Annotated in this window: 23 protein-coding genes and 1 tRNA gene; 6 read left to right on the plus strand and 18 right to left on the minus strand. The window is 47.0% G+C overall.

Going from position 1 to position 24839, the window contains the following annotated elements; translation table 11 throughout:
- Positions 1-18: 18 nt before the first annotated feature.
- The gene (locus ACTHSX_RS04770; RefSeq protein WP_440377000.1) at positions 19-1005 is read left to right on the plus strand and encodes a TraB/GumN family protein; all 987 of its coding nucleotides are present in this window, start codon (positions 19-21) and stop codon (positions 1003-1005) included.
- A 99-nt stretch (positions 1006-1104) separates the two neighbouring features.
- Here ACTHSX_RS04770 and argF read toward each other — a convergent pair whose 3' ends face one another.
- The 8 genes from argF to ACTHSX_RS04810 all read right to left on the minus strand — a co-directional run bounded on the left by argF (position 1105) and on the right by ACTHSX_RS04810 (position 7222).
- Positions 1105-2100, minus strand: coding sequence for an ornithine carbamoyltransferase (gene argF, locus ACTHSX_RS04775; protein ID WP_440376999.1), 996 nt, complete (start codon positions 2098-2100; stop codon positions 1105-1107).
- Between the two features lie 140 nt (positions 2101-2240).
- Positions 2241-2996, minus strand: coding sequence for a methylated-DNA--[protein]-cysteine S-methyltransferase (locus tag ACTHSX_RS04780; RefSeq protein WP_440377038.1), 756 nt, complete (start codon positions 2994-2996; stop codon positions 2241-2243).
- Positions 2997-3002: 6 nt separating this feature from the next.
- Complete coding sequence (locus ACTHSX_RS04785) at positions 3003-3350, minus strand: VOC family protein (RefSeq protein ID WP_128581240.1); 348 nt, start codon at positions 3348-3350, stop codon at positions 3003-3005.
- Between the two features lie 96 nt (positions 3351-3446).
- The gene (dapE, locus tag ACTHSX_RS04790) at positions 3447-4580 is read right to left on the minus strand and encodes a succinyl-diaminopimelate desuccinylase (protein WP_440376998.1); all 1134 of its coding nucleotides are present in this window, start codon (positions 4578-4580) and stop codon (positions 3447-3449) included.
- Positions 4581-4680: 100 nt separating this feature from the next.
- Complete coding sequence (locus tag ACTHSX_RS04795) at positions 4681-5301, minus strand: glucose-6-phosphate 1-dehydrogenase family protein (RefSeq protein WP_107810697.1); 621 nt, start codon at positions 5299-5301, stop codon at positions 4681-4683.
- Between the two features lie 34 nt (positions 5302-5335).
- Positions 5336-5845 carry a hemerythrin domain-containing protein gene (locus ACTHSX_RS04800; RefSeq protein ID WP_063075615.1) on the minus strand — a complete coding sequence of 170 codons (510 nt, stop codon included), beginning with the start codon at positions 5843-5845 and terminating at the stop codon, positions 5336-5338.
- Between the two features lie 85 nt (positions 5846-5930).
- Positions 5931-6509, minus strand: a complete 579-nt coding sequence (gene azu, locus ACTHSX_RS04805; protein ID WP_440376997.1) for an azurin — start codon at positions 6507-6509, stop codon at positions 5931-5933.
- Positions 6510-6799: 290 nt separating this feature from the next.
- Positions 6800-7222 (minus strand): DciA family protein, encoded by a 423-nt coding sequence (locus tag ACTHSX_RS04810; RefSeq protein WP_440376996.1) that lies wholly within the window; start codon positions 7220-7222, stop codon positions 6800-6802.
- A 153-nt stretch (positions 7223-7375) separates the two neighbouring features.
- Between ACTHSX_RS04810 and secA the strand changes: the two genes are divergently transcribed.
- The 3 genes from secA (at position 7376) to ACTHSX_RS04825 (ending at position 11917) form a co-directional block, all read left to right on the plus strand.
- Entirely contained in the window at positions 7376-10129 is a 2754-nt protein-coding gene (secA, locus tag ACTHSX_RS04815; RefSeq protein WP_440376995.1) for a preprotein translocase subunit SecA, read from the plus strand.
- 132 nt (positions 10130-10261) lie between these two features.
- Entirely contained in the window at positions 10262-11362 is a 1101-nt protein-coding gene (gene aroC, locus ACTHSX_RS04820; RefSeq protein WP_440376994.1) for a chorismate synthase, read from the plus strand.
- A 117-nt stretch (positions 11363-11479) separates the two neighbouring features.
- Positions 11480-11917, plus strand: coding sequence for a ProQ/FINO family protein (locus ACTHSX_RS04825; RefSeq protein WP_063075611.1), 438 nt, complete (start codon positions 11480-11482; stop codon positions 11915-11917).
- 344 nt (positions 11918-12261) lie between these two features.
- On the opposite strand, the gene ACTHSX_RS04830 is transcribed toward ACTHSX_RS04825, so the two are convergent.
- Positions 12262-13836, minus strand: a complete 1575-nt coding sequence (locus ACTHSX_RS04830; RefSeq protein ID WP_070584891.1) for an inorganic phosphate transporter — start codon at positions 13834-13836, stop codon at positions 12262-12264.
- 153 nt (positions 13837-13989) lie between these two features.
- Here ACTHSX_RS04830 and ACTHSX_RS04835 point away from each other — a divergent pair, with 153 nt between their 5' ends.
- The gene (locus tag ACTHSX_RS04835; RefSeq protein WP_440376993.1) at positions 13990-15093 is read left to right on the plus strand and encodes an anhydro-N-acetylmuramic acid kinase; all 1104 of its coding nucleotides are present in this window, start codon (positions 13990-13992) and stop codon (positions 15091-15093) included.
- 63 nt (positions 15094-15156) lie between these two features.
- On the opposite strand, the gene ACTHSX_RS04840 is transcribed toward ACTHSX_RS04835, so the two are convergent.
- From ACTHSX_RS04840 to rlmD, 9 genes are all read right to left on the minus strand, one after another.
- Entirely contained in the window at positions 15157-16716 is a 1560-nt protein-coding gene (locus ACTHSX_RS04840; RefSeq protein ID WP_440376992.1) for a TerC family protein, read from the minus strand.
- A gap of 460 nt (positions 16717-17176) precedes the next feature.
- Complete coding sequence (locus ACTHSX_RS04845; RefSeq protein ID WP_188209919.1) at positions 17177-17572, minus strand: hypothetical protein; 396 nt, start codon at positions 17570-17572, stop codon at positions 17177-17179.
- A gap of 245 nt (positions 17573-17817) precedes the next feature.
- Positions 17818-17893, minus strand: a tRNA-Asn gene (locus ACTHSX_RS04850).
- A gap of 98 nt (positions 17894-17991) precedes the next feature.
- The gene (locus tag ACTHSX_RS04855; protein WP_003679682.1) at positions 17992-18351 is read right to left on the minus strand and encodes a roadblock/LC7 domain-containing protein; all 360 of its coding nucleotides are present in this window, start codon (positions 18349-18351) and stop codon (positions 17992-17994) included.
- Positions 18352-18390: 39 nt separating this feature from the next.
- Positions 18391-19032 (minus strand): hypothetical protein, encoded by a 642-nt coding sequence (locus tag ACTHSX_RS04860; protein WP_003679679.1) that lies wholly within the window; start codon positions 19030-19032, stop codon positions 18391-18393.
- 1 nt (position 19033) lies between these two features.
- Positions 19034-19570 (minus strand): GTP-binding protein, encoded by a 537-nt coding sequence (locus ACTHSX_RS04865; protein ID WP_003748733.1) that lies wholly within the window; start codon positions 19568-19570, stop codon positions 19034-19036.
- Between the two features lie 10 nt (positions 19571-19580).
- Complete coding sequence (locus tag ACTHSX_RS04870) at positions 19581-20684, minus strand: response regulator (RefSeq protein ID WP_440376991.1); 1104 nt, start codon at positions 20682-20684, stop codon at positions 19581-19583.
- Between the two features lie 23 nt (positions 20685-20707).
- Complete coding sequence (locus ACTHSX_RS04875; protein ID WP_440376990.1) at positions 20708-22183, minus strand: 23S rRNA methyltransferase; 1476 nt, start codon at positions 22181-22183, stop codon at positions 20708-20710.
- 124 nt (positions 22184-22307) lie between these two features.
- On the minus strand, positions 22308-23633 hold the full coding sequence (gene rlmD, locus ACTHSX_RS04880) for a 23S rRNA (uracil(1939)-C(5))-methyltransferase RlmD (protein ID WP_440376989.1): 1326 nt from the start codon (positions 23631-23633) through the stop codon (positions 22308-22310).
- A gap of 139 nt (positions 23634-23772) precedes the next feature.
- On the opposite strand from rlmD, the gene ACTHSX_RS04885 reads away from it, so the two are divergent.
- Entirely contained in the window at positions 23773-24834 is a 1062-nt protein-coding gene (locus ACTHSX_RS04885) for a L,D-transpeptidase (RefSeq protein ID WP_440376988.1), read from the plus strand.
- The last annotated feature ends 5 nt before the right edge of the window (positions 24835-24839 follow it).

Genomic DNA, 24839 nt, shown 5'->3' on the forward strand with positions numbered 1-24839 from the left:
ACCACAATAAGGAAAAACATGAAAAAACTGCTTGCCTGCCTGCTTGTGCCATTGACCGCCCTTGCCTTGGGTGCCTGCAAACCCGCCGCAACTTCACCCGAAAGCAAACCTGCCGAACTTAACTGGCAGCAGCCTAAACTGACCAGCAATGTTTGGAAAATCAGCAAAGAAGGCCAACCCGATTCCTACCTGCTCGGCACCATCCACATGGGACGAACCAATCAAACCTTGTCTTCCGATGCAGTCAAACTATTACAATCCACCGACCAACTGACGACAGAAGTTGACCCACTACCGGAGAGCAGTCCAGAAACGAAAAAAATGTATCAAAAATACTTCAAAGAAGTCATGAGTACCGAACCGCTCAGCCGCAAGCTTGGCAAAACAGATTTCCGTCTTTTACAAGAAATCTATTCGCAAAATGAAGAAAGCCAACCCATCGCCCAAATGGCCGACAAACTCCATCCGTGGGCAGCATTCATTTTTGCCGGCAGTACATTTCCCAAAGGGTATAGCTCAGAAACCGGTGCAGATATGTTGCTGACTAACGCGGCAGTCGGTATCAATAAACCGCGTGGTTCATTGGAAAGCTTAGACGATGTTACCGCGATCTTCAAAGCACAGCCTGAAGAAACCATGCTCAACTTTCTGAAAGCCAGTATTAAAACCAATAAAGAAGAAACCGAAGATGTCAAAAAACTCCATCAAGCCTATTCAGACGGCCGCTTTGAAGAACTCATCCCACTTTTGGAAGAAACCGAACAACGCACCCTCAAACTTGTTGATACCAAATACGCCAAAGCCATGTCCGATTGGCTGAAAAACGACCTCCTGATCCGCCGCAACTTGGCATGGCTGCCTGAAATCCGCAAGCAATCCGCCAAACAAAGCACCCTCTTTGCCGTCGGTATTGCCCATTTACCCAGCGAAAAAGGCTTAATCGAACTATTGCGTCAAGAAGGCTATCAAGTAACGCCCGAACCCAAAGTCCTGATTTGGCAATAAACCCCAATCAAACGACAAGGCCGTCTGAAAGTCTTTCTTTCAGACGGCCCTTATTTAATCTCTATTAAACAAAGCAGTAAGTAATGTTGAGCGTAACAATCAATCGCCCAATGCCGCCACCATCACCGCTTTAATCGTGTGCATCCGGTTTTCTGCCTGATCAAACACGATGCTGGCTTCGCTTTCAAAAACTTCTTCCGTTACTTCCACACCATTCAGGCCGAATGTCTCATAAATCCACTCGCCAACTTTAGTTTCGCGATTATGGAAAGCAGGCAGACAATGCATAAACTTGACTTGCGGATTTTCCGCCGCCGCCATCAGCTCAGGCGTAACGCGGTAATCTTTCAACAAATCAATACGTTCCTGCCAAGCTTCTTTAGGCTCGCCCATGCTGACCCACACATCGGTATGGATAAAATCTACGCCTTTTACGGCTTCCTGCACATTCTCCGTCAACAAAATCCGTCCGCCGGTCTCTTTGGCAACAGCCTGCACCGTCTCGATAATGTTTTCAGACGGCCACAAACTTTTCGGCGCACCGATACGCACGTCCATACCCAGTTTCGCAGCCAACACCAGCAACGAATTAGCCATGTTGTAACGCGCATCGCCTACATAGGCAAACGCAATTTGGTTCAAAGGTTTGTTGCTATGCTCGCGCATCGTCAGCGCATCGGCGAGCATTTGGGTCGGGTGGAACTCGTTGGTCAAACCATTGAACACAGGCACGCCTGCATACTTGGCCAGCTCTTCCACCACATCCTGTCCAAAACCACGATATTCGATACCGTCAAACATCCGCCCTAAAACACGCGCCGTATCCTTAATGCTTTCCTTATGCCCGATTTGACTGGCAGAAGGCTCCAGATAAGTTACCCCTGCCCCTTGGTCGCGTGCGGCCACTTCAAACGCGCAACGGGTGCGGGTTGATGTTTTCTCGAAAATCAGGGCAATGTTTTTCCCCTGCATCCGCTGCACCTCGCACCCTGCTTTTTTAGCGGCTTTCAATTCGGCGGCAAGGTCGAGATAGGTGGTAATTTCTTCCGGCGTAAAATCCAAAAGTTTTAGAAAATGGCGGTTTTTCAGGCTCATGTCTTATTTCTCTTTTTCTAGCGTGGGCATTGCCCAACATTTTTCTCCATGCAGATTTTTCTGGGCTTCCCCGACCTTCTGCTACTCAATTTTTCAACGTGCGAAGCCTGCAAGCACGGCCCCTTATCCTCTATCAAAACTCAAAACAAGGCCGTCTGAACCTCGCCTCGTTCCAAGGCAAGCAACGATTGTTTGCGGTTCAAACCGCCTGCGTAGCCGGTCAGCTTGCCGTCGCTACCGATAACGCGGTGGCAGGGAATCAAGATAGACACCTTATTCTGTCCGTTTGCAGCGGCAACGGCGCGAATGGCTTTAGGATTACCCAACTGCTGCGCCTGCTCCTTGTAGCTGCGCGTTTCGCCGTAAGGAATAGTCAGCAGCGCATTCCACACCTGCTGCTGAAAAGCTGTACCTATCGTTTCCAAAGGTGTCGCAAAAACTTTCAGACGGCCTTGAAAGTATAAATCCAATTCTTGGCATAAAAGTTGCGTTTGCTCATTTTCTTGGAAAATAAACTGCCCGCGCAAAGCTTTTTGGACAGCCATGATTTCTTGTTCCATATGTTTCTGCCCGACAAATTCCAGCAGACACAAACCCTTGCTGCCGAACACCGCCAACATCTCGCCCAACGGCGTGGCAACCGCGGCGGTAGTCAGTTCGTGCGGGCTATCCGGATAACGCGTTTCCAACAGTCGGACAGCTCGGCGGATATGGACATATTCTTCAGGCGTACAACCGATACAATCAATAAAATCCTGCTCAAGCTGCTTGGCTTCGTGTTCCGTCAACCGCTCGTGCAGTAGGGCTTCGAGGTCGGTAGAAAAGTCGGTTTCCAACTGCTCTCGGATTTCATTCCACTTTGATGGAAGCGCATTTAAAGAAGGCAGAGTAATCATCTGCATTTACTCCCGATAATCAACAAACCCCAAACGATTACCCGACGGATCAAAAAATTCTACAGCCCATCCGGTACGAATACGGAAAGGTTCACTTAGAAAACGGATATTTCTACCCTGTAACGCCGCATACTTCGCCCGCACATCATCCACTTCAATCCACACGGCAGGCGTCATATTGGGAAATTTTTTCCGCTCTTTAAGAATGATGGCAGCTTCTTCTTCGCCCACCCGAAAAGCAACCATACCGCTTTCGGAAAAGTCGAATTTAACGGGCAAATCCAGTACATCTTGATAAAAACGGCAACTAGTAGCCAGATCATCTGCAGGAAAGAAAAAATTATCGTACTTCAATTTTTCTCCTTATCAACTAATTGTTATCGCAGTATTACTTAAGAAAAATATACACCATTTTATCAGGCTAATATCCTACTTTTTCAGACGGCCTTTTCACTTCAACAGGCGTTTCAACATACCTTCATACACTGCCGACAGCTTCGGAATATCTTCCAAACGTACGTTTTCGTTGATTTGGTGGATGGTCGCGTTGGATGGGCCTAACTCGATGAGTTCTTTGGCAATGGCTTTGATGAAGCGTCCGTCCGAAGTACCGCCGGTGGTGGACAATTCAGCCTCAACACCACAAATCTCGGCAATGGCTTCGCGCGCCACATCGGTCAGTTTTCCGGCCTGAGTCAGGAAAGGTTGGCCTGAGCAAGACCATTGCAAATCGTATTGCACGCCGTGTTTGTCCAAAATGGCGTGGACGCGTTGTTTCAGCCCTTCTTCGGTGGACTCGGTAGAGAAACGGAAATTGAATTTGACGTTCAGCTCGCCCGGAATAACGTTGGTCGCGCCTGTGCCGCCGTTGATATTGGAAATTTGGAAACTGGTCGGGGGAAAGTATTCGTTGCCCTCGTCCCAGACTTCTTGTGTCAGCTCTAACAAGGCCGGGGCAAAAGTATGCACGGGATTGATTGCCAAATGCGGATAGGCAATATGGCCTTGCTTGCCTTTGACGGTCAGGTTGCCCGACAGCGAGCCGCGGCGGCCGTTTTTCAACATATCGCCCAATTTATCCACGGCAGTCGGTTCGCCGACGATACAGTAATCAATCAACTCTCCGCGCGCTTTCAACACATCGACAACTTTAGTCGTGCCGTCCAGCGCATCGCCCTCTTCGTCCGAAGTAATCAGGAGCGCAATGCTGCCCTGATGATCGGGATTTTCGGCAACGAAACGCTCGCAGGCGGTAACAAAACAGGCAATGCTGGTTTTCATATCCGCCGCGCCGCGACCATACAGACGGCCTTCACGCTCGGTCGGTTCAAACGGATGCGAATCCCATTTTTCAACAGGGCCTGTCGGCACGACGTCGGTATGTCCGGCAAAGCAGAACACCGGAGCCTGCGTACCGCGGCGGAACCAAACATTTTTGGTGTCACCAAAATGAAGCTCTTCTACGGCAAAACCGATTTTTTGCAGGCGTTCGGCCAGCAGTTGTTGGCAGTTTTGGTCATCCGGCGTAACGGATGGGCGGGAAATCAGCTCTTTGGCAAGCTCTAGGGATTGAGTTTCGGTCATATTTGTTCACTTTGAGAAACAGGCCGTCTGAAACGTTCTGAATGTGATTTTCAGACGGCCTTGAGTTTATTATGGGCAATTTGTCTTTCTACGTCCTGAGTTATTTTCCATGACAAGCTTCATAAAGCGGCAGTAATTCTTCCACTGTTTCCACTATCCATTTCACGACATCCTGCTTGCCTAAATCATCGCGTTCGATGTGTTTCCCGATGCAGAAAAAATCTTTGTCGTCTCGAAGCTTTCTATCGCCGTCGCTTTGTTGGGCAACGGTACGATAATCGTCATATTCGCTTTCCGCACCGTGCCACATATCGAATGAGGCGTATTTTTCAGTATCAAAATTATCCAGCCAGCGGTTGTAATCAGGCAGCGCAATGGGGGAAACATCGGCTTTATAGCAATGCCAGTCCAAGCTGACGCTCAAACGGCGGCGATTCAACAAAATCGACAAAATCGCTGCAGAATTTTTATATTGTTCGTATTTGAAATACGCAAAGAAATGAGCGCGTACCTGCCAGCCGTTACACCAGCGTTCGATATGCGGCGGCGCAAACGGCGCACCCAATTCGGCGGCAACCTGCTGGATCAGCTGCTGCCATACCTGCCAGTTTTCTTTATAGTCTGCCTTGATTTGCGGAATGCTTTCAGGCTGGTATTTTTTAAGCTGGGAAAACTGGAAAAAAGGGATATTGAACAAATCGCAACTTTTTGGGGTCAGCATAGTGTATTCCTTGAGACGATTGTTTCAGACGGCCTTATTTGCGGCGGCGTGCGGCCATAATTTCGCCGATTTCGGTCAGTTTTTCTTTTGGGATAAAGGTTTTGCCCATATCAAACAAAGGCTCTTCAATTGCTAGATGAACATCATATCCTGCGACAAAACGTTTGAATGCTTCGGCATCAGGGATATAGGCGTTGTCCGCTTCAAGCTTGGCAAATTCAGCCGCTACGCCGTCCCAGTTGCCATGCAGGCTGACATGTTGGCGCAACAGCTCGTCAACGCTTTCTTGTGCTTGCGGCGCATATTGCAACAAAAGCGGAAAGAAGTTTTCTTCTTCATCTTCATGGTGCAACGGCGCGGCAACGTTGAAATACTGGGCAATTTGGCGGATGGTTTGCAAAACAACCTGATTGCAGCCATTTTCGGCAATATAGTCCGACAACATGGCAACCTGATTGCAGAAACGGCGCACTTTGCCGTGGCAGGCGTACAGCATTTCAATGGGTTCGGCAAAAGTAACGCTTTTGGTTTCAAACGGATTCATAGGATTTATTCTTAAATTAATGTTTCCAGATTATAACAAAACAGCCTGCGCAAGGCAGGCTGTCTGTTTTCGAGCTTTAGGCGGATTAGTCAACCAAAGTAACTTTACCGTTCATCAAAGCGCCGTGACCTGGGAAGGTACAAGCAAATTTATATTCGCCGCCGGCCAATTTAGCAGGATCCAGAGTCAGGGAAGCTTCTTCGCCACCACCGATCAGTTTGGTGTGGGCAACAACGCGTGCATCATCAGGTTTAACGTAGTCAGTGTCAGCAGCACCGGCACCGTCTTTGAAAATACCGTCCATGTCTTCAGCTTTACCGATGACGATGTTGTGACCCATGCTGGTTTTAGGTTGGGTACCGGTGTGTTTCAGGGTGATGGTGAATTCTTTACAAGCTTTGCTTACTTGGATTTCTTTAGTGTTGAACTGCATAGCGTCGTTGGCCTCAACAGTAGTCGCGCAGTTGCCGGCAGCAGGAGCGGCGGCAGCGTCGGTCGGAGCGGCTTCAGAAGCAGGGGCTGCATCAGCAGGTGCAGTAGTTTCTGCAGGGGCAGCTTCGGAAGCGGCAGAAGCAGCAGGGGCTTCAGCAGGTTTTGCAGCTTCTTGAGAGCATGCAGCCAAGCCGATAACGGCAGCGGAAATCAGAGCCAGATAAGCTTTCATTGATGTATCTCCTAATGATGAGAGTCTTGTTAAGTTCTATTAACAGCACTACACGAATATATTAATAAAAGCAAACGCCAAACTAAAATTTATCCGCATAGCGTGATGTGAAATTCAGGCGTTATTTTGCTACAAACTTCACACGAAATCAAAGTTTCAAGCCAAGTTTACATCAGTTTACCTAAAAGAAAACGGATACTTTTTAGGTCGTATTTCTTTAGTATTAGATGCTATCAGCCGAACGATATAAGTTTTAACATTTATTAACTGTAATCTCATCCGACATAATTTTACCGGCTATGCTTGCGTACCAATTCTGCCAATGCCGCCGCCAATTCGGGATGTTTGTCTTCCAATTTGGCTGCCGCCTCATCGAAACTGTCTAAAGCTGCCTCGCTCAATCGCAAACTATTGGTTTTCAGCTGAACCGGAGGCTTGGGGACTACCCTGACCACCACTTCCCTTACTCCTGCATGTAATGTTTGCAACTTGGACAACATGGCAGGCAGGATCATTTTCAAACGCGAAGCAGCCATATTATTGGCGGCAAGCAAGACCAATCTTCCGTCTTCTACGCAGGCCGTCTGAAAATGCGGATGCAGGTTGGCCGGCAAAACCGTTTTGATTTTTGCATCCAATTTCCGCCATTGTTGCGATTGTTGCAACAAGCCCGCCAATAAATGATCGCGCTTGCCTAATTGTGTTAAATCCATAGTTTCAGACGGCCTCTCAGTAAATTAACCAAACAATTACAATTGAAATACAGCAAAACCGCCTTTATTTCAAACAGCATTACCGCGTTATACAAGCGCTTGTGTTAAAATCCCAATTTCGCCCACTATTATATCAAGGCGCAGGAATTATTCATGCTGACAAACATTGCTAAGAAAATCTTCGGCAGCCGCAACGACCGCCTGCTGAAACAATATCGTAAATCCGTTGCCAAAATCAACGCGCTTGAGAAACAAATGCAGGCATTGAGCGATGCAGAACTGCAAGCTAAAACAGCCGAATTCAAACAACGTCTCGCCGACGGACAAAGCTTGGACGACATTTTGGTCGAAGCCTTTGCCGTCTGCCGCGAAGCATCGAGCCGTGTATTGGGCATGCGCCACTTCGATGTACAACTGATCGGCGGTATGGTCCTGCACAATGGCAAAATCGCCGAAATGCGTACCGGTGAAGGTAAAACTCTAGTGGCCACCCTTGCCGTTTACCTGAATGCATTGTCAGGGAAAGGCGTACACGTCGTTACCGTCAACGACTACCTCGCCTCCCGTGACGCGGGCATTATGGAGCCGTTGTACAATTTCTTAGGCTTGAGCGTCGGCGTGATCGTCGCCGATTTGCAACCTTTTGAACGCCAAACTGCTTACGGTGCCGACATCACTTATGGTACAAACAACGAATTCGGTTTCGACTACCTGCGCGACAATATGGTGACCGACCAATACGACAAAGTTCAGCGCGAATTGAACTTTGCCGTTGTCGACGAAGTGGACTCTATTCTGATTGACGAAGCGCGTACGCCGCTGATTATTTCCGGCCAGGCGGATGACAACATCCAGCTCTACCGCGTGATGAACGCTGTTCCTGCCCACCTTATCCGCCAAGAAACCGAAGAAGGCGAAGGTGATTACTGGGTAGATGAAAAAGCACACCAAGTTATCCTGAGCGAAGCCGGTCACGAACACGCCGAACAAATCCTGACCCAAATGGGCTTATTGCAGGAAAACGATTCGCTCTACTCTGCCGCCAATATTTCCCTGATGCACCACCTCATGGCTGCATTGCGCGCGCACACCCTGTTCCACAAAGACCAACATTACGTCATTCAAGACGGCGAAATCGTGATTGTGGACGAATTCACAGGCCGTCTTATGGCCGGCCGCCGCTGGTCAGAAGGCTTGCACCAAGCCGTTGAAGCCAAAGAAGGTGTAGAAATCAAACGCGAAAACCAAACGCTCGCGTCCATTACCTTCCAAAACTACTTCCGCCTGTACAGCAAACTGTCCGGCATGACCGGTACGGCCGACACCGAAGCCTTCGAGTTCCAAAGCATTTACAACCTCGAAACCGTCATCATCCCGACCAACCGTCCTGTACAACGTAAAGACTTCAACGACCAAATCTTCCGTTCAGCCGAAGAAAAATTTGAAGCCGTCGTCAAAGACATCGCCGAATGCCACAAAAACGGTCAACCGGTTTTGGTCGGTACAACCAGCATCGAAAACTCCGAACTGGTTTCCCGCTTATTACACGAAGCAGGTCTGCCGCATAACGTTCTGAACGCCAAAGAACACGAGCGCGAGGCATTAATTGTCGCTCAAGCCGGTAAAGTCGGCGCGATTACCGTTGCCACCAACATGGCAGGCCGCGGTACCGACATTGTCTTGGGCGGCAACCTCAAACATCAAATCGAAGCCATCCATGCCGATGAAACCTTGAGCGAACAGCAAAAACAAGCGCAAATTTCCGCCCTTGAAAGCGGTTGGCAAGCCGAACACGACCAAGTTGTCGCCGCTGGCGGTTTGCACATTATCGGTACAGAACGCCATGAAAGCCGCCGTATCGACAACCAGTTGCGCGGTCGCGCGGGCCGTCAGGGCGACCCCGGCTCCAGCCGTTTCTATCTGTCGTTTGAAGACCCATTGTTGCGCCTGTTTGCACTCGACCGTGCCGCCGCCATCCTCAACCGCCTGGCACCTGAACGCGGCGTCGCCATCGAACACGGCCTTCTGACCCGTCAAATCGAAGGCGCACAACGTAAAGTCGAAGGCCGCAACTTCGATATGCGCAAACAAGTTTTGGAATACGATGACGTAGCCAACGACCAACGTAAAGTGATTTACCATCAACGCAACGAAATCCTGACCAGCAAAGACGTCAGCGATTTGACCCGCGAAATCCGTGCCGACGTTATCAGCGACTTGGTTGATTACCACATCCCGCCTGACAGCATGGAAGAGCAATGGGACATTCCGGCACTGGAGCACCAACTTGCCGCCGATTTCCGCCTGCATGTCGATATTAAAGGCTGGCTGAAAGAAGACAGCACTTTGGACAACCAAGACATTAAAGAACGCCTCATCAAGCGCATCGAAGACGAGTATGCCGAAAAAGTTGAATTGGTCGGCAAACAGGCTATGTCAGACTTCGAACGCAATGTTATGCTGCAAGTTATCGACAACCAATGGCGCGAACACCTCGCCGCCATGGACTACTTGCGCCAAGGTATCCATCTGCGCAGCTATGCTCAGAAAAATCCGAAACAGGAATACAAACGCGAAGCTTTCGCCATGTTTGAAAACCTGTGGCGCGGCATCAAACAAAACATTGCCGCTTTGCTGACCGCCGTTCAAATCGAGCGCAACAGCGAATACGACCACACTGCCGCACAAAGCGTCAGCGATGTTCAAACCGTCCACTCCGATGCGCCTGATATGGAAGAATTGCTCGGTCAATCGCAAACCGATTTGGTTACCGAAGCATTCGACCCAGACGGCACAGACTTCAGCCCCGAAGCGCTTGCACAAAACGGCCTGATTGTTCACCGCAACGATCCTTGCCCTTGCGGCAGCGGCCTGAAATACAAACAGTGCCACGGTAAATTGAACTAAGCAGTCATCTCAAAAGGCCGTCTGAACAAGTGTAAAAACGAAATCAAAGATTCTCGTTTTACCGTTCAGACGGCCTGAGAATTATCCAAACAAGTAAAAAATTTCCAAACCCAATTTCAAAAGAGTATCCCTATGGCAGGCAATACCTTCGGACAAATCTTTACCGTTACCACTTTCGGCGAAAGCCACGGCGCAGGCTTGGGCTGCATCATTGACGGCTGCCCGCCCGGATTAGAATTGAGCGAAGCAGATATCCAGCTTGATCTTGACCGCCGCAAACCCGGCACCAGCCGCCACGTTACCCAACGCCGCGAAGCCGACCAAGTCGAAATCCTCTCCGGCATATTCGAAGGTAAAACCACCGGTACACCTATCGCCCTCCTAATCCGCAACACCGACCAACGCAGCAAAGACTATGGCAATATCGCCACCAGTTTCCGCCCCGGACATGCCGATTACACCTACTGGCACAAATACGGTACACGCGACTATCGCGGCGGCGGTAGAAGTTCCGCCCGCGAAACTGCTGCCCGCGTTGCTGCCGGAGCAGTCGCTAAAAAATGGCTGAAAGAAAAATTCGGCACGGAAATCACCGCCTACGTTACCCAAGTCGGCGAAAAAGAAATCCAATTTGAAGGTTACGAATATATTTCCCAAAATCCTTTTTTTGCAGCAAACCAAAGCCAAATTGAGGACTTGGAAAACTATATGGACAGCGTGCGCAAATCATTGGATTCTGTCGGCGCAAAACTTCATATCGAAGCAGCCAACGTCCCTGTCGGCTTGGGCGAACCGGTTTTTGACCGCCTCGATGCAGAAATTGCCTATGCCATGATGGGCATTAATGCCGTCAAAGGCGTTGAAATCGGTGCAGGTTTTGATAGCGTAACGCAACGCGGCAGCGAGCATGGCGACGAGCTCACGCCTCAAGGTTTTCTATCCAACCACTCAGGCGGCATCTTGGGCGGCATCAGCACCGGACAAGACATTCATGTGAATATTGCCATCAAACCGACCAGTTCCATCGCTACACCGCGTCGCAGCATTGATATAGAGGGCAACCCTGTCGAGCTTGCCACACACGGCCGACACGACCCCTGCGTCGGCCTACGCGCCGCTCCGATTGCAGAAGCCATGCTGGCCTTGGTATTGATTGACCACGCCTTACGCCATCGTGCGCAAAATGCCGATGTTCGGGTTAATACACCGGACATTGCCAAACTGGAAAAATAACCGTTTACTTCTGAATATTCTCAGAAAAATTTAGCCAAATCACAGTCTTTATACTACAATAGCACCTTATTGCCGTATGACGAAAATACGGATTTATATTAGAGGAATACAACCGCAATGGCACAAGAAACCGCTTTGGGCGCTGCGCTGAAATCTGCCGTCCAAACCATGAGCAAGAAAAAACAGACAGACATGATTGCCGACCACATCTACGGCAAATATGATGTATTCAAACGATTCAAACCGTTGGCCGTCGGTATCGACCAAGACTTGGTTGCCGCCCTGCCCCAATACGACCCTGCACTGATTGCACGCGTACTGGCCAACCACTGCCGCCGTCCACGTTATCTGAAAGCCCTGGCTCGCGGCGGCAAACGTTTTGACTTGAACAACCGCTTCAAAGGCGAAGTCAGCGCAGAAGAACAAACCATCGCCCAACAACACCCAGCCGTTCAACAGGCATTGGCTGCACAAGCCGAACGTCAAGCCGCTAAGGCTACCGCTGAAGCAGAAACGGCTCCTGTGCAAGCTGAGACCAACGAAGCTGCTGAATAATGTTCAGACGGCCTGATAAGGCTCATGCTAAATAGAAAAAACCCTGGTTCAATACGACACTTAAACGTCGATGAATTGGGGCTTTTTTATTGCCTTACCCTTATAGTGGACTGATTAAAAATAGTTTTGTTTGCCTCACTACTCCAAGTTTTGAAACCAAAAATTTTTTCTAAGATATTCCCAATAAGGTATTTCTCTATTACCTTGATTATTCTTGTATCAGTTCAAATATTGAACAACATTATTTGTTCGACATTAAAGCAAACTAAAATCTCCTTTTAATGAACATAAATAAAGGCCGTCTGAAATATCTTTCAGACGGCCTTTTTAAATCAAATAATCAATTAAAACACTGCTTGCAAAACCAAATAGCTGACAACAGACAAAACGGCAGCGGCAGGCAAGGTAATAACCCAAGCAAGGCCGATCGGTTTCATCAATTTCCAGTTGGCATTGCGGTTAACCAAGCCGATACCCAAAACTGCACCCACCAAGATATGGGTACTGGAAACAGGCAAGCCCATAAATGATGCGGCCATCACGACGGCGGCAGCAGAAAGCTCGGCTGAGAAGCCTGACGCGGGGTGCATTTCTGCCAAGCTGGTACCTACGGTTTTAATCACTTCTTTACCGACAAACCATAAGCCGACGATCAAAGCGATACCGAAAGTCAACATGGCGATCGGCGGTACGGCGTTTTGAGCAGTAATGCTGTTGGTACGCAACACATCCATAATCGCGGCAAACGGACCAATCGCATTGGCAATATCGTTCGCACCATGGCTGAATGCGAAACCGCAAGCGGTAAATACCTGCATCCATGAGAACATTTGGAAGGTCGATTTATCCAAATCTTTGCGTTTCAAACTTTTGGCAAATACAAACGTACCCATCCAAATAGCCGCGCCGATCATGAAAATGGTCAGGAAGCTGTTGACATTGCTCATGCCCAAATGCAGATTTTTCAGACCTTTGAAAATCAACATGGCCGCAATCATCATACCGCCGACAGAAGCGATAAACGGCACCCAGGAATGCAGGGCTTTATAAGAATCTACTTCGCCCTTACGGCTGTCAAAGCGGTGCAGACCGCGATAATACTCAGACTGCAATTCTTCAGGATCAAAGTCCGGCTCATCATAAATTTGGGCATCGTGCGCCATTTTGGTGGCGTATTCGACTTTTTCAGATTCACTCAAGGCTTCAAAAAACAGGCGGTGTTCTTCTTTATAGGCTTTCTTCTCCAACTTGATGCCTTTGAGCGTATTATCGGCCCAAGAGTTGTAGTCCAAAACGTTTTTCTTAATTCGTGAAAACAACAGATAAGAAACGATGCCGCCCAATACCGGAGACAAAATCCAAGACAAGGCAATTTCGCCCAACTTGTCCCATTGAATCAGCGCAACGGAATCCACACCGTTCAATGCCGCCATACACAAGGCACTACCGACGATACCGCCGATAATGGCATGTGTCGTGGAAACCGGCAGGCCTTTGCGTGATGCGAAAAGCAGCCACAATGCCGCAGCCAAAAGCGCAGACATCATAATAAAGACAAACTGCATCGGATCCAGATGCATGCCATTCAAATCGACAATACCCTTACGGATGGTATCTGTTACCTCGCCGCCGGCAATCACTGCGCCACTGACTTCAAATACTGCCGCAATCAGCAAAGCTTGCGGAATAGTCAATGTGCCGGAGCCGACACTTGTACCGAAAGAGTTGGCAATATCGTTACCACCCACATTAAACGCCATGAAGACGCCGAAAAAGGTAGCAAGGATAAACAGGCCGGAGTGGTTGTAGTGGGTATAACCCAGGCCCCAATAAATAAAATAGCCGACCATGCTCACAAGCATAGCGGCAAAAACCGTATTAATCAGCTTCAAGTTCGCACTCGACTGAGTTTGAGCCATGGAAAGTTTCCTTTTGGAAAACATGTTGAGTCGCGTTATTTTAACCTTTTTGTAATCTTTCTTGCACCAACTATTTACATTAAATGCCGAAATTCCCGTAAAAACGTCAAAAGGCGTTAAAATGTCGTTTTACCTTCTCTTTCTGTAACCGAAATGCAACCCCAATACTATATCGGCATCATGTCAGGAACCAGCATGGACGGTGCCGATGCCGTACTGATTCAAATGCAGGGCAAGCAATGGCAACGAGCCGTTGCCCACAGCTTTCTACCCTATTCAGACGGCCTGCGCCAAGAATTATTGGCACTGCAAGACATAGGCGAAAATGAATTGCACAGAAGCAATATCCTGGCGCAAACACTCAGCCACCTATACGCCCAAACCGTTCAACGACTATTGGCAGAACAAAACCTATCAGCCAAAGACATTGCCGCGATCGGCTGCCACGGACAAACCATCCGCCATGCGCCTGAACACGGTTACAGCATTCAACTGGTCAACCTCCCCCTATTAGCCGAACTAACCGGCATTTTCACGGTCGGCGACTTCCGCAGTCGCGACCTTGCCTGCAACGGTCAAGGTGCGCCCCTCGTCCCCGCTTTTCATGAAGCGTTGTTTCAAGATGCAAATGAAACTCGCGCCGTACTCAACATTGGCGGCATTTCCAATATCAGCATTCTTCCGCCCGACAGCCCTTCTTTCGGCTTCGATACCGGCCCCGGCAATATGCTGATGGATGCATGGATGCAACATATTTGGCGACAGCCTTACGACAAAAACGGGGAAAAAGCCGCACAAGGCAAAGTCCTCCCAGACCTGCTCGCTTCCCTACTCGACCATCCTTACTTCAGCCGCCCTCATCCGAAAAGTACAGGCCGAGAATTGTTTTCCCTAAGCTGGCTTCAAGGCCGTCTGAAAGGTAATGAAAAGCCGGAAGATGTGATACGCACATTGGTCTTTTATACTGCACAAACCATTTTTGATGCGACCAAACAAGCTGCTCCGGCAATTCATCATCTTTATATCTGCGGCGGCGGCATCCGCAATCCGGTTTTGATGCAAGACTTGGAAACCCTGTTTTCTCCCGACACCAAATTGCACAGCACAGCCAAGCTCCATCTTGACCCACAATGGGTCGAAGCCGCCGCTTTCGCCTGGCTTGCAGCCTGTTGGTGCAATCAAGTTCCGAGCAATCCCCACCATGCAACCGGCGCACATTCACACCGAATCTTAGGTTCGGGACATTACGGCAACTAAAGTTGAATAAATAAAAAGGCCGTCTGAACATTTTCAGACGGCCTTTACTATATTAGCCTTTACTTATTCTTCTTCCGGCAAACGATTGATTTTTACACGGGCAATCCGTTGTCCGTCCTTCTCAACCACTTCAAAACGCCAACCATGATAATCGATGAAGTCGCCCACATCAGGAATACTTTGCAATTCTTCCATAATCAAGCCGGCAACGGTATGGAAGTCCGCATCTTCCTCTTGAGCAGGCAGATTTAATTGAGAAGCCAATTCTACATACTCCAATGCACCATCCACAGACAGTGTTTCATCCTGACTGGCCGGAACAGCTTCTTCTTCCTCACGCTCAAACTCTTCGGGGAACTCACCGGCAATGGTTTCCAACAAATCTTTCATGGTCACCATACCCAACACCGCGCCAAATTCATCCACCACCAACGCATAATCCGCGCTACTTTGACGGAACAATTCAATCGCATTCAACGCCGTCGTACTGTCCGGCAAAATCAATGGCTGGCGCAAGGCCGTCTGAATATTGATTTCTCCCGATTCAAGCAGCTGGTTTAGCAAATCTTTTTTACTGATATAGCCCAAAGGCTCATCTACACCCGCCTTACCGACAACCAACAACCGGCTATACGGCGTATTTTTCAACTGCGTATTTTGTTCTTCCCGACTTTGGGAAATATCCAATTTCTCAATTTCCCGACGCGGAATCATCACGCCCATAATCGGACGCTCCGCCAAAGTCAGCACGCTGCGAATCATGGATTTTTCGTTTTCTTCAAAATGCTCGTCATCGCCGCCATTATCGCCTGCTTTTGCCAAAATGCTTTCGCGGACACCCATCATACCCAACACATTTTCAGCAGTGCGCTTACGCCAAGAAGTGCTGATGTAGTCATTTTTGCGGGCATTCTTTTGAGAAACCTGATTAAACAGTTCGATCAAAATCGAGAAGCCGATCGCCGCATACAAATAGCCTTTCGGAATATGGAAATGGAAGGCTTCCGCGATCAGACTGAAACCGATCATCAACAAGAAACCCAGACACAACATCACAACGGTCGGATGCTTATCCACAAAGGCAGTCAACAGTTTGCTGGCAGAAATCATCACAGTCATCGCAACAACAACCGCACCCATTGCCACCACAATATGATCCACCATCGCCACTGCCGTAATGACAGAATCGATAGAGAAAACCGCATCCAAAATCAAGATTTGCGCCACAACGCCCCAAAAAGCGGAATGCTTCTTCTGCCCTTCAGCAACAGCAAATTGATTGTGGCCTTCAAGGCGTTCGTGCAGCTCGGTAGTCGCTTTATAAAGCAGGAAAATACCGCCGGCAAACATAATCATATCTTTACCGGAAATCTCCAAGCCGCCCAGCTCAAACAAAGGACGCGTCAGCGTCATGATGTGCGCCATAAAACCCAGCATGAAAATCCGAATAACCACGGCCAAACCCAAGCCCGTTATCCGCGCCCTATCACGTTGCGACGGTCTAACCTTGTTTGCCAAAATCGCTACGAAAACAAGGTTATCAATACCTAAAACAACTTCCAAAACCAGAAGCGTGGCAAAGCCTATCCAAGTATGCGGCTCTGCCAACCAACTGAAATCCATAATGATTGTGTTCCTTTAAAATACAAAAAGGCAGCCGTTCCGCTTAAAACGGACAGACTGCCAAAGTTCGGACATAAATAAAGGGAAAGAAGCGGTATAACAACTACTCTGCTCTGCGTCTTTCATGAAAAATTTATGCCTCGGTCAAAAATAATGGCAAACAGTTTATCAGTTTGACGAAAGAAAGGCAAAGTCTGACAGCATATTTTCTTTTAAAAACAGACTACGGCTGTCAATCAATCACTTTCTTCAGATTTAACAAAGGGAATCGGTCGATGTATTTGGTGATCATGGCTTGTTCGGTTTACTGAAAGAAGATTCTCATAAGCCCCCCTAAATACCTGGGTAGAAATTTAGGGGATTTTGCCAAGGTCTCAAGCTGTCTGAAAAATTGGGATTCTTTTCAGACGGCACGATTTATATAGGCAATAATTTTCTTAGAAAATATAAGTTTTCCCGATTATACACTTTCAGAAATTACAGATATATTTAATCTCCATACAGTTAAAGTAATTAATCTGCCATCTAAATAAGAATATTTTAATTGAAGAGCATCATCTACAAAGCAAATATTTCCAGCTGTAAATGTATTGCCATCTAGCCTACCTGTTATCTTATATTGTGTACTATCACCTATTCTTTCAAAAGGAATAATAACAGATTCATCTGTATTAACCTCTTCCAATATAAACTTATCAACAATGAAATAGTCAAGTTCCACATTGTAAACTTTATTTACTTCAATAGCCATTGGACAATAATCGAGGAAACAATATAGATCGTTATTTTCTATAGAAAAATATGCAAATTCCTCAATTATTTCATCCATTTTTTTTAGCTTTGCTGAGTAAATCATTTTTAACCTTTCATAAATTATTTTACTTCATAAATTGTTTTATCTTTTGGATTGCTACGATTTATAGTTCTCCAAAACTCTTTTCCACTTTTCACATGGATGGTTGTGATGGCACTTTAATAATTTGTTCCTATAAAGGCTGATGAATTAAGTATAATCATTTAATCAATCATCATCAAAATATCTTAAAATATTAACCAATAGATAAAATAAAAACCACCATGTAACATGGTGGTTTTAAAATTTGGCTCCCCGACCTGGGCTCGAACCAGGGACCTGCGGATTAACAGTCCGTCGCTCTACCGACTGAGCTATCGGGGAATTAAAAATGGAATTATATAGAAAATATCAGAAACTTGTCAAGCAACAATCTATATAAAAACAAAAATATTTTTATATCCTTTTAATTTATAAAACTTTTATAAGATTTCAGCAATTTGTTTGGCCGCACGTTTCGCATCCAACAAAATCAAGCCTAATTTACCGCTTTCTTTTGCCATCAATGCCAACACTGCATTTTCACCTGCTTGACTCAACAGAATATAGCCATTTTTACCTTTAACCATTACCTGATCCAACTCACCGCAAGCCAACTCATGTACGGAACGATTGCCCAATGCCAAAAGCGTTGCCGACATCGCACCTACACGGTCTGCATTCAGGTGTGAAGGCAGCATGGTTGCGATCGGCAGGCCGTCTGTAGAAATAACTGCAGAAGCAGTGATATCAGCCGAGGTATTGTTCAAATCGCTTAATACAGAGATTAATAGTTGTTGCATAGTCGCTCCATTCTAAAATAAATATCGGTCAGGCAAAAATCAACGGCTGCCGTATCGGTGGTACAGCACTTTAACCAAAGTAACAAAAGCCTCTTTATTTAAGTCAGGCATTCCGCCAATTACCAAAATCAGCTTGGTCATGCCAATATACAGAGGGAAAAAGGTCAATTCACTTTGGCCTGAAGGATCACAAATACCCCATGCACTATTATTGATATGCAGGTTATTGCGAATCAAAAGACGGTGATTGTCTTCCATTTTGGCCACTTCACTCGCCAAAAGACCCAACTCTTCCGCAGCCTCGTGATGGAAATTGGCATTGGCAAAATACAAACCGTTTTCATCAGCCAATAATGCTTTGCCAGAATTGGACAACTGTTCCAACAATGTAGGCAATTGCTCGTCAGTCAAATGGATATCGTCTGTGCTGATTTCTTCATCACCATACAAAAATTCCAAGCGTTGGAGGCGGTACAGTAGGTTCAAAGCGGTATTGATGTCGCTGGTATCCGCCCACGCCAAGATTTTTTCACTGCTGATGGTTTCAGACGGCTCTGCACGCAACAGACCATACAATAAAGTTCTGCTGGCACTGGGCGTATCACTTGAAACAGCATAATACGCACCTGCCGGTGTAATCTTAGGATATAAATTTGCTTGTAAAGAGAGTGTCGCTTCCATCTTATACCTCTAATCCGGGGTCAATTGAGAACAACATGGCAGTAACCAATTGTTTTACATCGTCTTCTCGACGCGCATCAATCTCAAAAACCGGTACATTAAAATTATTCTGTGCTAAATATTTTTGATAAACATCCACGCTTGGTAAGGATCGAATATCCATCTTCGTTACCCCTACAACCAAAGGCGCTTTTTTCAGCAACTCCCGGAATGCATCCAAGAAGAATTGCAAGTCTTTCAATGGATTGCTTCTTGTATTATCCAAAAGAAGCACCAAGCCCATACTGCCTTGGCTTAGAATTTCCCACATGAAATTAAAACGCTCCTGACCAGGCGTGCCATACAGGTGAACCTTGGTTTCTTCATCCAAATGAATGACACCGTAGTCCATTGCCACAGTCGTGTACCCCTTGCGGACAAGTGTCATATCAGATGCGGATGCATCAGTTTGAACCGGTGGTTCATCAGATAAAGCTGAAATTGCAGTGGTTTTACCTACGCCAACAGGACCGGTAAAGATAATTTTATTTTCTTTCATGACGTGTCCTTTACGATTTACCCAGCAACTTACGCATCAGGCGTTGCAACAGGCCGCGAGGTTGTTCTTTCGACGGACCGGCAATTTTTTGAGCCTCTTTACTCATTGCTGTTTCAGGTACGTCTTTGCTATTCACATCAATCTGTTCGTTCAACGAAGGCGTATTGTTCGCATCAGTTGCAAACTCTGTATCTGTCGCCAAAAAGCCTGTCATATATGTTGCCGATAAATAGTTCAAAATATCAGGCATTTCTAAAGGCATGACTTTATAGAGGATGTTCAGATTAACAGACGTTTTTGTCAGAAATGCCGACAAACGCATAGATTCCGGAACATGTGCCAAACGGGTTAAGTTTGGCCACCGCTTGAGTGTAAAGACAGTTTGCGGTGTCATCGGATAAATCAGACGGCCTGATGCAGTCCAAATAGCCATTTGCCACAAGCATGACATAATGGTGACTTTGGCTTTTTCTTTCCATTGAGGATTATCAGGGACAGCCTTACACACGACAGCCAAGTTATCGTTCTTACACAATTTCTCCAACTCGTTGGCACTGACTGTCAACAGTACTCGCTGGATGCTAGGAAACACGATTAATATCGGCTTACCTTCATGCAAGACAGCAATATCTTGGTGTCCTTGACTGGCAAATTTCAGCGCACCCAACAAGCCTTTATTTGGATTAAATCGGCGAATGGTTGCTTTTCTTGTGCCATCGGAATTTGATTGTCTTTTATTCTCTTCAGCCGCTTGTTGTTCAGACGGCTCAAAAACATTGCCGCCTTGAGCCAGGCTGCGCAAAACAGGAAACAAGGTATCGAATTTGACCGGCTTAGCCAAATAAGGAGTCGTTACTGTCGGCAACTCGGAAGAAAACATAGCCACAGGTACTTCCGGATAAGTTTTCTTCGACTCTTTCCAAACTTCTATACCTGCCGGAGTATCGGTATCAACCAATATCAAGTCCGGTTTTTCATCAGAATCAGAGGAAACGATGACGTAATTCGTCGTATTGTGCATTTTAAATGCCATACGGAATACCGCCTGCTGTTGCTCACCCATCTCCTGTAGCATAACCCGTATGGTTTTAATTTTTGGTAAATGATTATTCATCACTCGTACTTTCTACGATTATCTTATTTTTTTGAATATTGGTTCATTCGTTGCAAGAGACGGCTCATTGCCAAGACAACCTCTTCAGGCAGACTGACAACACGTTCACGCAACAAGCGCAGAAATTGTTCCAAACGTCCCCAATCTTCAACGCGTTCGTACAAATCAAACAAGATAATGTACAACTGCGATTCTTGAGGATACTGCAAAACAGCCTGTTCTAAAGTACCGATGGCCAAATCCAACTGACCGTAGGCCAACAAAGATTCCACTTCTTTCAGGGCTTCATCTGCAGGTGAAGAGCTGGCACTGATGACTGAAGAGTCTTTCTGAACCAACTCTCGATATTTGGCTTTCATCTGCAAAGAACTTGGCTGAATATAACCGCGTTTCAAGCCAATCTCTTTAATTTGCTGTTCAGACGGCCCTTTTTCCAAATCATCAAAAATTTCGTGATAACCAAGGCTATAACCCCAACCAAGCATACGTTCTTTTACTTGACGACCATATTGACCCAAAGAGTGGTAAAGCTTCCACAGATGCTTGGCAAACTGCCCTACTTCTTCGTTCTGATAATCCAGACGCAAGGCATCGATAATGAGACCAGCAGGCTTCGCAGAAGTTTGGATTGCTTTGTTGTATTGATGCAAAGCAGTCTCGTAGCTGATCTTGTCTTTCAGGATTTTTGCACTACGCTCCGGTTTGGCAAAACCAATAACCGCACCCATCTCTTCAGGGCTGATTTCACCAAAATCTTTCTTGCCTAATACGATAGGCGCACGTTTGCCCATACCTGGGACGACCATGCGTTCAACCGAATCGCTCTCAAAGGCAATATGCTCGTCGGAAGCAACTTCCAAACCATTTTGGTCGCCAATTTGACGGTCCACTTCCTGCATATTCCAACCGAGATAACGCTCGGCAAAAACACGCAGGCGCAGGTTAGTAGAATCCAAAGCCAGACCGGCTTTCAGGTATTCGGCTACGCTGTCTTCAGAAAGGGAAGCACTATGACGCTCAAGCGTATCCGCCAGCATGTCGATATTGCCGACACGCAGATTCAAACCGATTAATTCATGAACCAGCTTTTCCGGCGCACCGTCTTCCAAAGTATTGAGGTAACCGGCCAAAGACTCCGCTGCTTTGCTCTCATAGCCAAACTGTTTATAAACCTGATATTCGGTCAACGGATCGACTTCTTGTGCGGAAACAGAAGCTGTTGCATCGTTTGAGCCGCTTCCACCCCATTCCCAGTCTTGATTATCCGCATTGGAAACTGTCTGGTTGACTTTCTCAATCCAGTCGTTTCCATCCTCAGAGGAGGCTGTATGAGCAGCAGATGTACGGCTGCTTTTTGATGCATGTGCGCTTTGTTTGTCTGAATTGTTACTTTGTTTATGACGAACAAAAACCAACACCAGCAAAAAAAGCACCAGCAAAAAAATAGTTAAAAATTGATAGTTCAAGAACACCTCCCGGTCTTGTGCTGCAAACTGCATTTATTAACATCTGTTGCTTTACACGCAACTTCAACGTTATTCATTCCCCAAACGAATGATGATAACATGAATGCACTCATTTTTACATTAAAAACCCTACTTACATAAAGGACTTGATACCAATTTACAACTCAAACACACCAATGGATTCAACATGCGAGGTTTGTGCAAACATATTCATGATTCCCACCGCCTTAAACTTATAGCCCTTATCAACCAAGACACCGGCATCTCGTGCAAATGTTGATGGATTACACGAAACATACACTATCTTCTGAGGCAAAAACGGTTTGTGTAGTGATTTGACAACAGCATAAGCTCCGTTTCTCGGTGGATCCAGCAACATCTTGTCAAATTGTCCCCACGACTCAACAGTCTTTTCATCGGTATCGAATAAATCTGCAACAGAAAACGTCATATTCTCGGTACAACGATTCAGGCGTGCATTTTCCCTTGCCCTATCGACCAAATAATCGACGCCTTCGATACCGACAACCGATGCGCCACTTTTTGCCAGCGGCAAACTGAAATTACCCAAACCGCAAAACAGATCGGCAATCCGCTCCCCTTTTTGAGGGTTTAAAAGCCTGACGGCCCTTGCCACCATCACTTCGTTCAGCTGAGCATTAATCTGCGTAAAATCACCAGGCTTATAAGGCATTTCCACATCAAATTGAGCAAAAGTATAGTTCAGGTCAGGCGCATTCTCAGGGTAAAACGGCAAGGACTCGGCATGATACTGCAGCCATATTTGCCATGCCTTTTCAGCACCCGACAATATCTTATCAAACCAATTACGCAATTCGCTTAATATTTGTCCAAACGGTTGATTTACGAAACGAATGTTGAGCACCGTCACATTTTTTCCGCAATAAAACTCAACAAATTTTACTTTTACACCGTCATCATGCAGCTTTTGCAGCAAATGACGGACATCAGGCAATCTATCGGACACATGTTTAGGCAAAATCTGGCAATGGCGGATATTGACGACATCATGGCTTTTTTTGGCCTGAAAACCGAGTTTCAGACGGCCTTGCTTATCCATCGAAACACTTAAACGCGCTCTATCGCGATAATACCAGGAGTAACCATATGAAGGGGGTAAAATTAGCTCCGGCTTGACCTTACCTATCCGTTCCAACTGCTCTTCCAAAATCCGTTGCTTTAATGCAACTTGCGCTCCAAAAGAAACATGTTGAAGCGAACAGCCGCCACATGTATCAAAATAGCAACACTCTGGCTCGACACGTTCGGAAGAAGCCTTCAAAACCTTTTCAACTTGAGCCTCTGCAAACTGTTTTTTCTCTTTATGTATGGTAAACGTTACACGCTCCCCAGGCAGCGCACCGCCGATAAATACAGTCTTCCCATCGACTCTGGCAACACCCCTGCCCTCATAATCCAAAGAAAAAACTTCCGTCTTTTGATACTGTTCTTTCACACCCATACCGTTTCCGCCACGCAGCCGCTACTCGACCGTTTGACTGTCTTCCAATACCGAAAGCGCATATTTTCTCACAAAAACACAGAGTTTCAGGTATCATGCGCCAAAAACTTTCATTTCAAACCCTATAAAAAAAGACGACATGAAAAAAATACTGTTCGGCCTGACCGTCGCCCTTTTAACTTCAGCCGCTGCTGCAAACACACTTATTCCAGACGTCTCTCCTGCTTCTTCCGGACAACACGTCGTTATCAATATTACGCAACAGCGTTTGTTCCTCTACGACAACGGCAAACTAAGTAAAATTTATCCTGTTGCCGTCGGCAAAGCCATGACCCAAACCAACCTGGGCGAACATAAAATCGGCGCAAAAGCCTACAACCCGGTTTGGCATATCCCTAAATCCATCCAAAAAGAACGCAATGACGGAGTAAAAAGCGTACCGGCCGGCCCAAATAACCCGCTTGGCCCCGTATTTGTCCGTCTTGGCGACCCTAAATTAAGCCTTGGTATCCACGGCACCAATGCCCCTGCCAGCGTACCCGGCGTCCGCAGCCATGGTTGCGTGCGCATGAAATCGCCTGATGCATTGGAATTCGCCAAAACCATTGCAACAGGTTCTCCTGCCTCCGTTATCTACCAGATGGCAAGCCTGAACGAAGATGCCAACCAAAACTTGTGGCTGGCTGCCTATCGTGACCCTTATGACAAGAAAAACCTTGATACGGCTGCCCTGAAAAAAAGCATTGCCGCCTGGGCAAAAGCGCACGGTAAAACCATCCCTGCCGCTCGTGTGGATGCAATCCTGAAAGGACGCACCGGCGCAGCAAACTGTCTGACCTGCGCCAAAGGCGTAAAACTCAAATCGCCTTTGAAGTCTTTGGCATGGACCAGCGGCACGGATGCTTACAGCAAACCTAAAGTCATGCCGAAACCGGCTCCTGCTAAAGATGTGGTATTGCCTCAAGGCACTGAAATCGAAGTCGATGCTACCGATGATACAAACAAGGCAGCATCCGAACCGAAACAAAGCGTTCGCCCAACTCCGGTGAAACAGGCAAAACCTGCCGCCAAACCGGCAACCACCCTGGCCGATGCTCCTGCTTCTGCACCTAAAGCCGCTTCTGAACCGGCTACTGCCCCAGCTTCTTCTCCTGTGAAAGATACTCCGGCAAGCAGCGAACCGGCAGATTTGCTGTTCTAAGCAGA

Origin of the sequence: Neisseria sp. P0014.S002 (assembly GCF_051958295.1) — a bacterium.
Taxonomy (GTDB): domain Bacteria; phylum Pseudomonadota; class Gammaproteobacteria; order Burkholderiales; family Neisseriaceae; genus Neisseria; species Neisseria flavescens_B.

What these genes read in the sequence shown, in the direction of transcription:
- dapE (WP_440376998.1), bottom strand. Translation starts at nt 4,580, where the DNA reads ATGACCGAAACTCAATCCCTAGAGCTTGCCAAAGAGCTGATTTCCCGC.
- ACTHSX_RS04780 (WP_440377038.1), bottom strand. Translation starts at nt 2,996, where the DNA reads ATGATTACTCTGCCTTCTTTAAATGCGCTTCCATCAAAGTGGAATGAA.
- ACTHSX_RS04830 (WP_070584891.1), bottom strand. Translation starts at nt 13,836, where the DNA reads ATGGCTCAAACTCAGTCGAGTGCGAACTTGAAGCTGATTAATACGGTT.
- rlmD (WP_440376989.1), bottom strand. Translation starts at nt 23,633, where the DNA reads ATGGGTGTGAAAGAACAGTATCAAAAGACGGAAGTTTTTTCTTTGGAT.
- azu (WP_440376997.1), bottom strand. Translation starts at nt 6,509, where the DNA reads ATGAAAGCTTATCTGGCTCTGATTTCCGCTGCCGTTATCGGCTTGGCT.
- ACTHSX_RS04800 (WP_063075615.1), bottom strand. Translation starts at nt 5,845, where the DNA reads ATGAATCCGTTTGAAACCAAAAGCGTTACTTTTGCCGAACCCATTGAA.
- ACTHSX_RS04835 (WP_440376993.1), top strand. Translation starts at nt 13,990, where the DNA reads ATGCAACCCCAATACTATATCGGCATCATGTCAGGAACCAGCATGGAC.
- ACTHSX_RS04855 (WP_003679682.1), bottom strand. Translation starts at nt 18,351, where the DNA reads ATGCAACAACTATTAATCTCTGTATTAAGCGATTTGAACAATACCTCG.
- ACTHSX_RS04795 (WP_107810697.1), bottom strand. Translation starts at nt 5,301, where the DNA reads ATGCTGACCCCAAAAAGTTGCGATTTGTTCAATATCCCTTTTTTCCAG.
- argF (WP_440376999.1), bottom strand. Translation starts at nt 2,100, where the DNA reads ATGAGCCTGAAAAACCGCCATTTTCTAAAACTTTTGGATTTTACGCCG.
- ACTHSX_RS04845 (WP_188209919.1), bottom strand. Translation starts at nt 17,572, where the DNA reads ATGATTTACTCAGCAAAGCTAAAAAAAATGGATGAAATAATTGAGGAA.
- ACTHSX_RS04865 (WP_003748733.1), bottom strand. Translation starts at nt 19,570, where the DNA reads ATGAAAGAAAATAAAATTATCTTTACCGGTCCTGTTGGCGTAGGTAAA.
- ACTHSX_RS04810 (WP_440376996.1), bottom strand. Translation starts at nt 7,222, where the DNA reads ATGGATTTAACACAATTAGGCAAGCGCGATCATTTATTGGCGGGCTTG.
- ACTHSX_RS04885 (WP_440376988.1), top strand. Translation starts at nt 23,773, where the DNA reads ATGAAAAAAATACTGTTCGGCCTGACCGTCGCCCTTTTAACTTCAGCC.
- ACTHSX_RS04870 (WP_440376991.1), bottom strand. Translation starts at nt 20,684, where the DNA reads ATGAATAATCATTTACCAAAAATTAAAACCATACGGGTTATGCTACAG.
- ACTHSX_RS04825 (WP_063075611.1), top strand. Translation starts at nt 11,480, where the DNA reads ATGGCACAAGAAACCGCTTTGGGCGCTGCGCTGAAATCTGCCGTCCAA.
- ACTHSX_RS04875 (WP_440376990.1), bottom strand. Translation starts at nt 22,183, where the DNA reads ATGCAGTTTGCAGCACAAGACCGGGAGGTGTTCTTGAACTATCAATTT.
- ACTHSX_RS04860 (WP_003679679.1), bottom strand. Translation starts at nt 19,032, where the DNA reads ATGGAAGCGACACTCTCTTTACAAGCAAATTTATATCCTAAGATTACA.
- ACTHSX_RS04840 (WP_440376992.1), bottom strand. Translation starts at nt 16,716, where the DNA reads ATGGATTTCAGTTGGTTGGCAGAGCCGCATACTTGGATAGGCTTTGCC.
- ACTHSX_RS04770 (WP_440377000.1), top strand. Translation starts at nt 19, where the DNA reads ATGAAAAAACTGCTTGCCTGCCTGCTTGTGCCATTGACCGCCCTTGCC.
- secA (WP_440376995.1), top strand. Translation starts at nt 7,376, where the DNA reads ATGCTGACAAACATTGCTAAGAAAATCTTCGGCAGCCGCAACGACCGC.
- aroC (WP_440376994.1), top strand. Translation starts at nt 10,262, where the DNA reads ATGGCAGGCAATACCTTCGGACAAATCTTTACCGTTACCACTTTCGGC.